Origin of the sequence: Microcystis ichthyoblabe FBCC-A1114 (genome assembly GCF_050500245.1) — a bacterium.
Lineage (GTDB): Bacteria > Cyanobacteriota > Cyanobacteriia > Cyanobacteriales > Microcystaceae > Microcystis > Microcystis ichthyoblabe_A.
This window is the reverse complement of sequence record NZ_CP191408.1, coordinates 2,533,181-2,547,876: the sequence shown is the minus strand read 5'-3', so window position 1 is coordinate 2,547,876 and position 14,696 is coordinate 2,533,181. Positions and strand designations below refer to the sequence as shown.

The 14,696-nt window shown below is 39.2% G+C and carries 10 protein-coding genes and 2 pseudogenes; 4 read left to right on the top strand and 8 right to left on the bottom strand.

The annotated features are described in order from the left end of the window. Nucleotides 1-414 precede the first annotated feature (414 nt). Nucleotides 415-732 carry a KGG domain-containing protein gene (locus tag ACQY1Y_RS12270; protein ID WP_002732376.1) on the top strand — a complete coding sequence of 106 codons (318 nt, stop codon included), beginning with the start codon at nucleotides 415-417 and terminating at the stop codon, nucleotides 730-732. 221 nt (nucleotides 733-953) lie between these two features. Here the strand turns inward: ACQY1Y_RS12270 and ACQY1Y_RS12265 are convergent. From ACQY1Y_RS12265 to smpB, 5 genes and pseudogenes are all read right to left on the bottom strand, one after another. Further along, nucleotides 954-1,157, bottom strand: a pseudogene (locus tag ACQY1Y_RS12265) (IS1/IS1595 family N-terminal zinc-binding domain-containing protein); the annotation flags it as partial. A gap of 300 nt (nucleotides 1,158-1,457) precedes the next feature. Then, nucleotides 1,458-3,144, bottom strand: a pseudogene (locus ACQY1Y_RS12260) (RelA/SpoT family protein); the annotation flags it as partial. A 453-nt stretch (nucleotides 3,145-3,597) separates the two neighbouring features. Beyond that, nucleotides 3,598-5,334 carry an IS1634 family transposase gene (locus ACQY1Y_RS12255; RefSeq protein ID WP_430014673.1) on the bottom strand — a complete coding sequence of 579 codons (1,737 nt, stop codon included), beginning with the start codon at nucleotides 5,332-5,334 and terminating at the stop codon, nucleotides 3,598-3,600. 298 nt (nucleotides 5,335-5,632) lie between these two features. Beyond that, nucleotides 5,633-6,181 (bottom strand): DUF2808 domain-containing protein, encoded by a 549-nt coding sequence (locus tag ACQY1Y_RS12250; protein WP_002733402.1) that lies wholly within the window; start codon nucleotides 6,179-6,181, stop codon nucleotides 5,633-5,635. 118 nt (nucleotides 6,182-6,299) lie between these two features. Further along, a complete protein-coding gene (gene smpB / locus ACQY1Y_RS12245; protein WP_002732921.1) occupies nucleotides 6,300-6,764 on the bottom strand; it encodes an SsrA-binding protein SmpB in 465 nt (154 codons plus the stop codon). Between the two features lie 73 nt (nucleotides 6,765-6,837). Here smpB and ACQY1Y_RS12240 point away from each other — a divergent pair, with 73 nt between their 5' ends. The 3 genes from ACQY1Y_RS12240 (at nucleotide 6,838) to cofH (ending at nucleotide 8,941) form a co-directional block, all read left to right on the top strand. Beyond that, entirely contained in the window at nucleotides 6,838-6,969 is a 132-nt protein-coding gene (locus ACQY1Y_RS12240) for a hypothetical protein (RefSeq protein WP_256094100.1), read from the top strand. An 11-nt stretch (nucleotides 6,970-6,980) separates the two neighbouring features. Then, on the top strand, nucleotides 6,981-7,667 hold the full coding sequence (psb29, locus tag ACQY1Y_RS12235; protein WP_180995430.1) for a photosystem II biogenesis protein Psp29: 687 nt from the start codon (nucleotides 6,981-6,983) through the stop codon (nucleotides 7,665-7,667). Between the two features lie 137 nt (nucleotides 7,668-7,804). Then, nucleotides 7,805-8,941 carry a 7,8-didemethyl-8-hydroxy-5-deazariboflavin synthase subunit CofH gene (cofH, locus tag ACQY1Y_RS12230; RefSeq protein ID WP_430012835.1) on the top strand — a complete coding sequence of 379 codons (1,137 nt, stop codon included), beginning with the start codon at nucleotides 7,805-7,807 and terminating at the stop codon, nucleotides 8,939-8,941. A 113-nt stretch (nucleotides 8,942-9,054) separates the two neighbouring features. On the opposite strand, the gene ACQY1Y_RS12225 is transcribed toward cofH, so the two are convergent. Genes ACQY1Y_RS12225 through ACQY1Y_RS12215 form a run of 3 tightly spaced genes read right to left on the bottom strand, consistent with a single transcriptional unit; the run spans nucleotide 9,055 to nucleotide 14,603 of the window. Further along, a complete protein-coding gene (locus ACQY1Y_RS12225) occupies nucleotides 9,055-11,370 on the bottom strand; it encodes a dynamin family protein (RefSeq protein WP_430012834.1) in 2,316 nt (771 codons plus the stop codon). A gap of 12 nt (nucleotides 11,371-11,382) precedes the next feature. Next, entirely contained in the window at nucleotides 11,383-12,174 is a 792-nt protein-coding gene (locus ACQY1Y_RS12220) for a hypothetical protein (protein ID WP_002733763.1), read from the bottom strand. After that, entirely contained in the window at nucleotides 12,174-14,603 is a 2,430-nt protein-coding gene (locus ACQY1Y_RS12215; protein WP_430012833.1) for a dynamin family protein, read from the bottom strand. The genes ACQY1Y_RS12220 and ACQY1Y_RS12215 overlap by 1 nt, the downstream gene beginning before the upstream one ends. Nucleotides 14,604-14,696 lie beyond the last annotated feature (93 nt).

The following is a 14,696-nucleotide window of genomic DNA, read 5'->3' as shown; positions in this document are numbered from 1 at the left end:
CCCAATAAAGGCTGCATGGCAGCCTTTTCAGTGGGAAGTGGGGAAGTGGGGAGAAGGGAGCAGGGAGAAAAAAGCTGATAACTGATAACTGATAACTGATAACTGAAGACCGACTCCTGCAAAAGCAACCTTTGTACCTCACTATTAAGATAACTTCTATATCTTTAGACTGATAAATGCTCGATTCTCTTAATATTTTTTAACATAAAATCTGCTCTTTGATTGCTGTAATTGGTTCCCTAGAAGTCAAGCTAATGAGTTATAATCGTAGGTAGGGATCCATAGTTCTTAGAGGAAAAAAGCGGGGCAATCTCAATGTTTTGCTCACCCACAAGACCATGATTTTGATCTTTTAAAAATCTCGCATAAGTCTTTAAGAACTTTTAAAATCAGCATTCACACAGGAGGGATATTATGACAGGTAAGAGTAAACGCGGTTTTGCCTCTATGGATCAAGCTAAACAAAGGGAAATCGCTAGTAAAGGTGGTAAAGCTGCTCATCAAAAAGGGACAGCCCACGAATTTACCTCCGAAGAAGCTCGCGAAGCGGGACGAAAAGGTGGTGAAGCGGTTAGCCGAGATCGGTCCCACATGGCAGCTATTGGACGGGAAGGGGGCAAAAATTCTCACAAAGGCAGTCGCAAAAACTTAAACTCCGGGGAAAATTCCCCAGTCAACGAGTCTATAGGTGAAAATTCCTCAGATTTTGGCAACTCGGAAGCAAATAGTTGACTTTGGTTGACTTTTTCTGGGACTGAAAGGGTTTTGGGGTGTTGGGGTTTTTAGCTAAATTCCCCATTCCCCCATTTCCCCATCCCCAATAGGGACTTGCGTAAAAATAAGATGCCAGCTAGGAGGGCAGAACCGTCACATCCCATTTGGGCAAAGTTTCAGAACGCTGCCAGAAAGGTTGCAATTGTTCTAGTTCTTTAGCCAAAGGTGGTGATTCGGTAGGAAATTCGTTCGAGCAAGAGTTTATCAATTAATTGTTTGGTTTCGTCAGATACGGTTTTATTAGTGGGATTGATCACAAACTGACGACCACATTCTTTACACTGACGTTTCGGCTTGCCATGATGTGTAGAACCATTTTTGATGGTATGATAAGAACCACATTTAGGACAACAAGATGTTGAAGTTTGTGAATCTTTTGTCAGAAGACAATGTTCTAAATCTTCATCGTAATTTAACCAAAGTTTAATTATCCAAGAGAAGATATTGATAAAAATAGCAATCATAAAAAGCAAATCCCCAACATTTATCAAGCAATTATTTTTATTAGTAAATATTCTACACAACTCAGTCCAGATAAGCAAGATGGCTTACCACTACTACCGAATCACTACCCAACATACCTTCGATACCCACAATGGGAGATTTACTCGAAGGAGGGGCAGAATCCCAGTCTAAGTTCTGACACGGAAGTAATGTCTTCGGCTCTGGTTCTTTTTCGATACTGGCTGAGTTTTGACAGCTTCTCGCAACGGGTTCATTATGTCCTCTATTGTAATTTCTTTATAACCCAAATCTGCCAATAAATCTTCAACGACTTTGTAATTAAGTTGAACTACTAAAGATCGCATTGATTCGGACTCTAAGAATCTTTTAAATCCATCACTGCCCAGTTCTTTTTCTAGGACTTCTCACACTTTCCTGCATTCGCGATTGCTTGTACCACTCGAGAATGCATTTTCTGGCGTTGGGTGTAACCACGAAATTGAGCCAGTCTAGACTTGGGTGACTATTCTTGCTGGTGACAATTTCTACGAAATCCCCATTTTCCAGGGGGTAGTCCAAAGTTGTCCAACGCCCATTAACCTTAGCACCTTTCACGCGATGTCCCACCTCGGTGTGGATGCAGTAAGCGAAATCCACTGGAGTTGAACCTTGAGCTAGGAAGATGACATCCCCTTGGAGATTAAACACATAGACATCGTCGTCAAATAGATTGTTCAGGCTGTTCACGTATTTCCAGTATTCCTGGATATCCTTAAATTCCTTCCGCCAATCTAGCCGTTGTCTCAGCAACTGAAACTTTTTTTTATCATCAGAGGTTAGTTCACTCCCATCCCCATATTCAGCAAAATGGTGCATTTCTAGGGTGCGAATCTGTACCTCTAGGGGGCGGGCATTTAAACCAACAACGGTGGTATGGAGAGATTGATAACGGTTAGCTTTTGGTAAACCGATATAGTCTTTAAAACGGTTGGGAATCGGAGTAAATTGGTCGTGAACTACGGCTAAACAACGATAACATTCCTCTTTAGTTTCGACGATAATGCGGACGGCGGCGATATCATAAATCTGCTCGAATTCTTTGCCTTGATTGTGCATTTTATGATAAATGCCGTAGAGATGTTTGGGGCGACCCTGTAAATCAAGAACTTTTATGCCAATTTCTTGCAATTTTTCCCGCAATGTGTTAACAACTGTTTCGATGCGGGCCTCTCGATCGATACGTTTTTCCGATACCAATAACTGCACGGTGCGATAAGCATCGGGTTCGAGGTATTTAAAGCATAAATCCTCTAATTCCCATTTAAATCGCTCAATCCCTAAACAGTTAGCCAGAGGAGCAAAGATTTCTCTAGTTTCGAGGGCGATGCGTTGCTGTTGTTGCGGGTTAAGGTATTCGAGGGTTTGCATATTGTGCAGGCGTTCGGCTAATTTGACCACGATGACGCGGATATCTTGAGCCATCGCCAGGAACATTCGGCGAAAATTCTCCGCTTGCCGTTCAGTTTTGCTAGAAAAGTTGAATTTGGAGAGTTTTGTCACCGCTTCCACCAAATTACGCACCTCGACACCGAATCTAGCCTCGATTTCTTCTGGAGTTACTTCTGTATCTTCCACCACATCGTGCAGGAATCCCGCCGCAATGATAGTGCTACTCCCACCTAAATCTCGCAACAGGCCAGCAACGGCGATGGGATGAGTGATGTAAGGTTTTCCTGACTTACAGTATTGACCTCTGTGCAATTGATAGGCAAAGTTGAAGGCGCGACAGATTAGATCATTGTCTTCACTTTTATCTTGCCCAGAATCAGATTGATAAGCACTCAAGCATTCTTGAAGCCAAGCAGGCAATTCTAAAGAGAACAAATCTTTGAATTTTTCTTCTCTGCTTTCACGACTAATTCCCAATTGCCTAAGAACGCTTGGGGCTAACTGTCTTAACTCTTCTTCCCTTATTTCTCCCTCGGCTTGCTCTTGCTGAATTTTTTCTTTGAGTTTCTGTTCATCTCCATAAAAAATTTCTGATAAAACTTTTGAGTTGTTAGTTAAGTATTGATATTCTTCGTGATAATTTGTTCTCTCAAGGGGTTCGGCTAATAGTTCTATTGTATTAGTAACTTGGATTTGCTCTGAAAGTCCTAAGATATGATTTTCTTCAGATAAACTTGACTCTAATAAGTGAGTCATTTCTTGAACAACTAAATCAGGATTTAGATAAGCCTGAGCGATCCACCGTTGGGTTTGAATGATTTGTGGACGTAGCTTCAATATAGACTTGCGAGCCAAATAACTGGACTTCCCCGTTGACAAAAGGCCATAACCTATGCTGTAGGAGGGATTAAGAGAATTTCCGCCGCCCCGTTACTGGGTACAAATCAGGGAAACTCCCAATAAATCTAACGCTTTTTGTTGCAGTTGGGTCGGTCGAGTTATCTTAGAAAAACGATAACTTCCCTCCCTAATCGTACATTCCACTGTATTCAAGCAAATTGTCCCCAGGTCTTCCAACAAAGTCCGAAAGCTATGCACAGGGAGGTTCTCTTGATTCCGTTTTTTTCTCTCTTTAGACTGAGCGGATTCACTGCGACTCGCTTTAATCACATTCAGAGAACCATCATCAATTTCTTCATCCTCAAATAACAAAGGAGCCAAGCACTGTTTTAAATGCCATTCCACATAATAAGCCAACATACATAAAAAGATATGAGCTTTGACTCTATCACCCTTATAATGATATATAGGACGTACCTTTAAATCAATTGACTTATAACAGCGAAATGCCTCCTCCACTTGAGACAAACTTTTATAAGCTTTAACCGTCGTCGCTGCATCCATCAAGGTTGACTCCAGAGAAGTTCTTAACACATACACACCATCCAAAGCCGTTTCTTGAGCGATTAATTCCCGCTGACGCTGATAAGAAAAGCCTTCCTCTGTTATCTCTAAGTTATAGTATTTATTGACCTTAAACTGATTAAGAACCTTGCCCACTCTCAAAGCTATCTTATCTTGACCCTTTAAAGCTCTTTTCTCCCTTTGAGTCGCCTGAACAATCAAATCTAGTTCCTTCTCTACCGCTTCTAATAATGCCTCTCTTTGTAGTTGATTTTTCTGGGCAATGAAGGGATTCCGACAAGCAATTAATCTTTCATCGGGATAATCTTCACTCTCAAATTCCACCAAGTTTACCTGATCAAATAATCCTAATTGAATCACTTCTACCTCAGCCAGTTTCCGAATTTGAGGCTTAGTTAAACCAGTAATATAGTCTAATCCTTCTATGGGTTTTACTAATTCGTTGATTTTCGAGTTGGTTAAAATTCCTCTATCGCTTACCCAGACAACATTCTCAATCACCCAACCCTTTCTGACTTTCTCAATTTGTCCGCTTAAAGTAGCACCGTCTGAAGTGTTTCCTGCAAATACTTCTACCGCTATCGGACAACCCTTAGCTGAACAGAGCAGACCAAAAACTATCTGAGTTTTCCCTTTCTTTTTATCTCGGTTATAACCATATTTTCCCAGTTCACAACCATTTCCTTCTAGGTAGGTAGAAGTGACATCATACAAGACTAATGTTCCTGATTCTAAGTGTTTAATTGCTAGGTGCTTCTCAATTTTCTCTTGTTTTTCTAATAACCAATCTAAGGCGTTATATAATTCGTCTTCATCGGCTTTCTCTAAGTCTAACAATTGTCCTAAACTCTGACTACAAGTCTCGCTATTAAACCCTCTCGCTGTGGCTAGTTTCGATTTAGGATTGATGATTCTTGCCACAATCATCGCCACCACTAAGTTTCTGATTCGTGAGGATTTTTCACTGATTATTTTATCTAAACCTAATTTTTTAATCGTCTCTAAAATAGCCATTACATGACCATGAGGAAGACTTCTAATCACTTCAAAATGATTGGGAATGCCTTCAGTCATGGACAGTGTTGCCCCTTTGAGAGCCAGTTTCAGATTGTCGATAATATCATCGGGTAATTTTGAGAGATTGGCCAGGGTTCTTTTTTTGACTTGATCTCCTTCTCGGTAGGACTCCCGAAGAAGAACGGCGGGGGGGGAATTACGGTTAGGAACTTTTTCTATATACATGGCTATCATTCTAGCAAATAGAGAGAATTCTTGTCCATTAAGAAATGTTACAAATTACATGGGTACATTAAGAAAAGTTAAGGGGCGTATCCATTGATGGATAAGGGTTTTCGGCTATTATAGTATATATGTATGGGGGAAGTTCAGCTATATTGCCCATGCCAAAATCGGGGTTAATGCTCTATTTATTTCAAAATGAGAATTGCTGCCCCTACAGTAACGGATTTTGTCCACAATGTAGGGGCGAACTGCGTTCGCCCAAAAGGTACATTATCAAAGCGCAAGTCCCATAAATAGTTTAAGGTTCAATACTGACAATCCAAGTACCGACGTAGAGACGGACGGGAATATTGCCAGAGGCAGTCACATCACAGGTAAAGTAATAAGTGCCTAATTCAGGATTTCTGACATTAGACATGACGATTTCAACTTTGCTGGTGGGATCGATCGCTTGTTCGGGGACAATTTGAATAACGCGACTATCCTTATCCCAAACCACTTCCTTTAAAGGTAAAGATTTGCCGTTGATGCGTACCTCGATTTTATTGGTGTCAAACTGGCCGTTAAAATAATCGGGATAGGAAATAAAAAAAGCTGAAGCCCCTTGGGAGAGTTTTTTCGCGGGAATATAGAGTTTATAACGATCCATTTGCTTGGGACGACCGCCAAATTGCAAAAAATAATCTAAGATATCCTTGCGATCGACTCCACTAAAAATTGTTAGGCCGGGGTTGCCATTGGCTAAAGTTGTTTTTGGTAAAATAATTCCCGCACCCACCCCTAAGGATAGAGCGATCAAAGCGGGTGTCCTAGCATATTTAATTACTTTTGTCAAGAGTTTTAACATAAATTTCAATCCAAGGTGAGGGGGATGGTGATGGCTGCAAGGAGCCGAATACAGTTCAACTCTAACAAAACTCGCTCGTTTCTTACCTAGACCTTTGCCAGTCCGATAAGTGTCTTGGTTAACGCTTCATCGCTCGTGCCATATCCCGTTGATCCTGACGACGTTTTAAATCTTCGCGTTTATCGTGTAATTTCTTGCCTCTACCGAGGCCAATGCTGATTTTTACCCAACTACCTTTAAAATACATCTTCAAAGGCACAAGAGTTAAGCCTTTCTGTTCCACTTGACCGATGAGTTTGCTGATTTCCTTTTTGTGCATCAACAATTTTCTCGTCCGGCGCGGGTCGTGATTAAAATATTCGCTACTCTGTTCGTAGGGGGAAATATGAACATTAATTAACACCGCTTCACCATTGCGGACTAAAACGTAACCATCCCGCAGGTTTACCTTACCAGCGCGCACAGATTTAACCTCGGTCCCCAGCAACTGCACCCCCGCTTCAAAAGTCTCTAAAATCTCGTAGAGATGGCGTGCTTGCCGGTTATCAGTGATAATTTTGATTTTGTCGTCTTGATTGGCCATATAGTCAAGTGAAAAGTGAAAAGTAAAAAAGCGATTGGTAGAGGCAGTATCGGCTAATTATCTCGATTTTTCCATGTCCTTATCTTTATATCTTACTCGTTCTTTTGCTCTCTGGGGACTGACTGCTGGTGGCTCTTTGGTGATCACCGGCCTTGTCAGGGGGAACGAGAAGGGGGAAAATGAGAGCAGTGTTAAATTTTTATGAAGTTTGGTTCTGTGGACAAAATTCGTACTGTTTCCGATAGTAAGCGTGATTTTTATACTCGCCACACCCGCCCCATCAATTCGGTGTATCGGCGCGTGGTTGAGGAATTATTAGTCGAGATGCACCTGCTCTCTGTTAATGTAGATTTCCATTATGATCCAATTTATGCCCTTGGTGTGGTTACTTCTTTCGAGAAGTTCATGGAAGGCTATCGTCCGGGGGAAGATAAACCGAATATTTTTAATGCTTTGTGCCAAGCGGTTAACGGTAATCCCGAAGTCTATCGTCATGATGCCGAAAATATGATCGCTATTGCCAAAGAAACTAATATTGATTCCTTGCTTTCCCAACTGCAAAACCCTGCCCTAGGTGGTAACAATCAGTTGTCTGATAGTTTAGTTTCGGTGATTAATGCGCCCAAGTTTAAGTATAGTCGCCTGTTTGCCATCGGTCTTTATACTATTTTAGCCGAAGCACAACCAGACATAATCAAGGAAAAAGAAAAACGCGAACCAATTTTGCAAAAATTCTCAGAAATTCTGCATCTCTCCAGCGAAAAACTGCAAAAAGACCTCGATGTTTATCGCGGTAATCTCGATAAAATGGATCAGCTGCTCAAGGTTATCGAAGATGCTCTAGAAGCGGAAAAGAAAAAACGTCAACAAAAAGAACAGGAAAAACAAACCACCCTGCAATAAAGGCTCTCAACCGGAAATTACCGCGTGCAGACAAGGGAATAGGGAACAGAAAAAGGATTAAATCGGCTCTCTTTCTTTACTGTTCCTTCTGACCTCGTTCTACAATTAGGATCGGCAACCCTCAATATTTATTTCCCGTGACTAACTCCTCCATCACCGCACCCGTAACCGATATTTTGGCAAAAGCGCGGTCAGGGGCAAATTTATCGGCAAAAGAAGCGATTATCTTGCTAGAAACTACCGATAACCGTTTAATTGCCCAGATTCGGGAAACGGCCGACTTTTTGCGTCGTCAACAGGTGGGAGATACCGTCACCTACGTGATCAATCGCAACATTAATTTTAGTAACATTTGTGAGCAGCATTGCAGTTTTTGTGCATTCAGACGCGATGAAAATGAAGAAGGGGCCTTCTGGCTTAATTTAGAGGAAATTATCGCTAAAGCGGCGGATGCTGTCCATCGTGGGGCGACGGAAATTTGTATGCAGGGAGGATTAAACCCAAAAGCCAAGATTAAGGGCAATTCCTTAGACTATTACCTAGAAATTGTTAAAAACCTGAAACAAGCCTTTCCCAACCTGCATTTACACGCTTTTTCGCCCCAAGAAGTCCAATTTATCGCTAGAGAAGACGGTTTAAGTTACGAAAAAGTTATCGCTTCCCTGCAAGAAGCAGGAGTGAATTCTCTACCGGGGACGGCTGCCGAGGTGTTAGTCGATGAGGTAAGACGGGTAATTTGTCCAGAAAAAATCGATGCCGCCACTTGGTTAGAAATAGTCGGTATTGCCCATCGCTTGGGGTTACATACCACCAGTACCATGCTCTGCGGTCATATTGAAACCCCTAGTCAACAGGTGCAGCACCTTGAAAAAATTAGAAAACAGCAAGAAATCGCCCTAGCAAATAATTATCCGGCTAAAATCACCGAATTTATTTTATTGCCTTTTGTGGGACAATCGGCCCCCAAACCCCTGAGAAATCGAGTCGGACGGGATCAACCAATTTTAGCCGATACATTAAAATTAACAGCAGTGGCGCGGATTTATCTGGGCAATAGCATTAAAAATCATCAACCCAGTTGGGTAAAATTGGGCTTACAGGGGGCGACAGAAGCCTTAAACTGGGGTTGCAACGATCTCGGTGGTACTCTCATGGAAGAACATATTACCACTATGGCCGGGGCCCTGGGCGGTACCTGTTTGACCGTCGAGGAGTTAGAAACGGCGATTAAATCCCTCGATCGCCCCGCCCGTCAACGGGATACAATCTATTAGAGTCTATTTAACCCGAATCCTGGATTAGCTGAAAGCTTGATCCTGTCCCGGGTTAAAACTTTCCTTCTCCCGTCCGAGTCCTGAGAAAATTCCCCTAACCCGAACTGACGTTATTAAGAGGAACTATTTCTTTTCAAGGCAATTGCTAATTGTCTCAGTCGTTCACTAACTTCTAAATTAAATTCTTGAGATTTCAAATTAGCGGGTAATTCTGCTACAAGCTGAGGATTCTCCTTATACCATTCGTTTTGGGCGACACCTGCCCATGTTCCTTCTTTTTCTCGAAAAATATCCACTAATCCTCTTAATTCTTGAATACAGTAGGACTCAAATCCTGCAGCTTCAAAAATACCATGGCGTAGATATTCTTCAAAAGCGTTAATATCATTAGTTACTTCAAAGGTAACAACGTCTCTGGGTGGGGTTAATTGGTCAGCCAAATCGATCCAATTAACCCCAACTGTATCTACCGTCATTCCGATAACGTTTTTGGCAATTTCTGTTACACCTAACACCTGTTGACGAAGATTAGGATCAAAGAGTAAATCAGAACCATACTTAACGTATTTTTTTAAGACTCTAAAAGCAGGTTCATCTCCTTGATAATAGTTATCAATCAGTTCCACATCAGCTCCTAAGGATTTGACAATTTGGCTGCGGGTATCACTGTTAACAGGACCGCGAATTAATGCTTCAGCAACGGGACGAGCAAATCTTAAAAATAACACTGATAAGCTATTTTCTAAGCGAGTTAAAAACTCCTGTTCTGAATAACCAATTAATCGTTCTTTTACTTGAGAACTTCCCCATAATAAAGAGGACATATAATCGACTAATTTTAAAGCTTCATCTTTTAATTCTGCCGCTAATTGTCGAGCAAGGGCATCCAAAAATTTTCTAACATCCCCATACAAGTCATCCCGCCAAGCATAATTAGCTTTTGCCTTGTCGAAGTCTGGAAAAGAATTTGCATCAAAAATAATTTCTTTTTTTCTTAAAGTTTCTTGTCTTAATTTTGCCATTTCACTGGCTAACAGTTGCCCATAGCGTTCTTTAAACTTTTCGATACTACTAGAAGATTCGTTATTAACTTTTTCTAAGGGTTTGTTAATGGCAGATGTTTCATAAAAGTTTTGTAAATCAGCTTTTATCTGTTCCCATTTTCTATGCCACCATTCTGAAAAATCAATTCTTCTTCTTTCCTCTTCAAAGCGTTGTGCTTCTTCAGGATTTTCGGGAAATCTTTGACTGACAAAATGGTGAATATCTTCTGAGGTGCTGACAATTTTATCAATGGAAGCTTCACAGCGTTTCTTGAGAATTGCTACTCGCTCAGTATTAATATAATTAAAGATTTTTTGTTTAATTTCAGGGATTCCTGTCGCTTGAGTTCTTAACATTTCATCATCTATAATTCCAGTCAAAGTTTTTAATTTATCTTGAATATTGCTGGCTTTTCCGATTTCTAATTGAGTATGTTCTTCCGCCAGATTATTTAAGATTAAATAAGCTCCTGCTGAACCAGAAACAATGCGATTAACCGGTAAATTAGCGCGTTTTGACCAATCCTGAGAGGCTTCTGTAATATGAGTTTTAAGGGCTTCTGGGCTACCAAGAGAGTCAATATGACTTAAAAAGACAAATAACTTATCAGCAATGGTGACATTCTTATCACCTTGTTCGGTAAATTTAATAATTTCTAATTCGGCTTCTCTAATACTGCGAAAACGCTGAATCACGATGACTGCATCACAGTCTGATAACATTTGTTGTGCTTCATCAACGTGCTTGGCTAACCCAGAATCTGAACCAGGAACATCATAAAAGACGATTCCTTCTGCTTGAGCGAGTTTATTAGTATAAAGTCGTGCTTCTAGGACCGCATGGGCGTATTTTTCATCAGCAACGTATTTTTTTAGTTGTTCTCGGATGTCTTCTAGTCGAGTAAAAGGAATAACTAAATTACCTTCTCGTCTGACTTGTTTTAGGGTGATTTCGTTTTCTCTAATGGTGTTTAAGTCTTCTTTTGCGCCAACGGTTTCTAATTCTTTGAGAAGATGAATAAATTGTTCTTCGCTGCGGGTTTGCACTTCTAATCTTTGTTCAGATTCGCTTTTAACGGAATAAATTTGCGTGGTGGTAAAGGTACATCTTCCTCCTTTGGCAGGAAGTAAATCACATTCTAACCATGCGTTAATAAAGGTACTTTTTCCCGCCTTTTCTAAGCCAACCACAGCAATACGAAATTCTCTTTTTCTCAGTCTTTCGAGTTGACGGTTAGCAGGTATTGCCTCTTGCAGGAGGATTTCTGTTAATTTAGAGGGAACTTCAGCTTGGGGAAGTTTGGCTAAGTCAACGGCAAAATGTTGGATATTTAAGACATCACTGAGACGGGTTTCATAGTAGGATGAGGCCGATTTCCAATCCATTAAATTAACTCCTTAAATACGGTTGAATTCTCTGAGAATAGAGACATTTTTGAGAAACCCTATCTGTATAACTTTTCCTGTTACATTAAGTGGAAGTTCTCGCTTCATTCCATACTGAGTTTCTTTACCAATGATATTACCTCCATTTTTGAGATTAATTCTAACGTAGAATTTTAATCGACTTTCAGGAGAGCGTCCTTCCTCCGGTATAGTCTCTACAGATATTTTTTTATACTCTGGCACACATAAAAATTCTGTAGCACAATCAATTAATCTTACAACATCATCTCTATTAAGATCATACCCTTCATGTAAATTATAAACTTCTGATGCAGGAACAGCTAGACATAAAGAAGCTGTCGGACTAATTTCATTTTTAGAACGAGTCCTTTGTAGATATTTAAAACAAGTAAATGCCCCTACCATTAAACAAGCTACTGTAATAATTAATTCCATTTGGCGTTCTTCCTTTGATTGATTTGATTTTGTTAGATCAACGTTATCTAAGATATCACTTATGCCAGTTGCAAGATTTGTTGAATTAAAGTCCCCGAATTTAAGCCTTTCTACATAAACGAGCTTTGTTACATCATTAAGAAATTCACCAGACAACCTTTTATCTTCATCTAAACAAGAGGATTGATTAATTCCAAAATAACGACATAGATCATCTCTCTGAGATTCTTCTCTTTCAAGAATAATACTTAAAACATGATAGAGTACACCTCCTTTTTTAGATTTTATTTTTGGATACACAATTGCAAAAACATCTTTACAAATACTCGAAAAATATTTATTATTCACTAATTCACCTCCTCTTTTTCAAAATTTTCTAATTCCGCAAGGCTTTGTTCTAAAAATTTAGCTCTTTCTTGGATAGGTTTCCATATAATTTGTGTTTCCTCGTAGTTAGTAGTTATTTCCTGTTGAGCTTTTTCTAGGCTGGCTAAATAGCTATTAAAAATGTCATGGGTTTTATGATCTACATTTTTTTTTAAATTATCAATCTGTTCTAATAGCCATTCAAACATTGAACATAACATTTCAGGTTCGCCCTGTTGCTGGAATTGATGAATCCAATTCTGTAAAAGAGTTTCAGTGCTTGGAATTTCTGCAATCATGCTTTCCTTTTTTTTCATCCATAGCCAGTGTTTAAAACTTCTGTAAGTACCAGAACTGATTTCAATATCAGACTCCAAATTAAAGTCAAATTCCAGTTTTCTAGTAAATGTATTAAGTTCAGATTGTGGAAATTTTATAACAAAATTTGGTGCTTTTTCTTCAGCACCCTTTTCTATATGTTTAATATGAAATCTAAACAATTCAGCTACAGATTCCTCTATTCTGTTAATCTCCTGAGCAGACACTCTCTTTAATATTTGCGATAATATGATAGTTAGATTAATTGATAAATTATTTAACTCTTTTTTAATTATTTGAAGACTTAATTTCTCTTTATCCCTTTTTGCTGTGATTAATAAAACATTTCTTGCATCTGAACCTGTATAGCCCAATTGAATCAGGATATCCAAGTTGTTTTTTAGCATATTAACCTGATTAACATTGGCATTTTTAAAGTTGATATTGTCCAAATCAACTCTGCCATTATCTAAAGATTTAACTACTGCTTCTAAGACGTTTCTAATAACAGTCTTTAGTGCCTCTCTCCACTCAACTAAGGGAACTAATTTCTCTTGAATTTGGTCATAAGGGGGAGTAAATTGAAGTTCATTGATAGCCTCTCTTAAACTAGCTACTAAATTATCGGCTGTTTTGGTATCAATATCTAATTTTTCAAAAACGGCTAGGGGCTGTCTTAATTTGGCATCACTAGCTTGGAGAAAAGAATCAAGATTTTCTTTTGTTTGTGATAACAATTCAGATTCTTGCTGATAATTTTCTTCCGAACTGTTAAGAATTGCCGTAGTAGTTTGTACTGCCCATTGTGCAATACTATTTCCCGCCGCTACATTAAATTTTTCTATAGCTTGGGGAATAACTAATTTAGGAAAATGTTCTGCTATGTGCTTGCTTAGTTTCTTTTCAAATTCTTCTGCATAGGATTGTTTGAATAACTCTTTGGCAATTTGTTCTTGTTGAGAGATAGTCCATTGTTTAGCATCAAGACTTAAGTTTCCTCGCTTCATGATTTCCTTAATTAAAACTTGAAAGTTATCTATGGCTTGCTCATAGGGTTTTAATACTTTCTCAAGTCTAGTTTGATCATGCTCTGACCAATTTTCCTCTCTTGTAGGTAATTCCTCTAACAGATCCTGAAGCAATTTCTTATTATCCTGAATTTGTAAAGCCAATAAAGCTGGCCATGTACTCAGTTTTACAATTCTCAAATTTTCAATATCTTTTGTATATTCTCTTAAATTCTCGATCAGTTTTTCCTTAATGTTTTCAGTCGTTTCTTCAACAAACTCACTTTCACTTTCTTGCCAATCATCATCTGATCTGAATATATCAATCCGATTTAAAATAAATAGCATTCGTGCAGGAGAGCCGCCTAAATCTTTAACTTGATCAACAACTTCTGATAACAGATTATCAACTTTATAAGGATCTGTTTCTGCGCTGTTATATGTTACTAAACATAAAGATTCACGACATTGTTTGATAATCCCAATATTTCCCTCATCTCCTACATAAGATAACCCGGGTAAATCTAATAATTTAACTCTAACCCCTTTAGGCAATTCTAAGAAACTTTCATCTTTAACCAGTCTAAAAGGATAATAAATAATAGATCGAGGATAAGCTAAATCAGGTTGTTTTTTTCTGGCTTTAATATAAGCCTTCATTAACTGTTTTAAGCGACTATAAATATCTTCGTCGCTAATCTTTTCCCATTTCCCGCATTCCCACAACGCCCCCGGTGTTTTTTCAATAATTAAAGTCTTTTCTTCGCTATACTCAATGGTAACTGTTCCTGCACTCATTTCTCGCTGTGCCATCGGCACAATATCAGCACCACAGAGGAAATTAACTAGGGTACTCTTCCCACTGCTCGTCGTGCCAGTCGTCGCTAAAATCAGGGTAGGATGGCGCAATTCATTGATTAACACTTCTAAAGCTTTCTCTAGGTTACTAGAAAGTTCGTGGATTTCACCATGATAGGATTCAGGCAAATGCTGAATAATCTCCGTTTTGAAGTCACCCCAATAACCCGCTAGAAGGTTAGCTTTATTTTCCACTGCTTGGAAAACTGCGTAAGATTTTTGACCCATAATACTCTATCGCTGACAGAATAAGCTGATTCAAGAATAAGCCACAACTTCATTATAACGATAATTTTCTTTCTTGCCTTTAATTCTCCTATT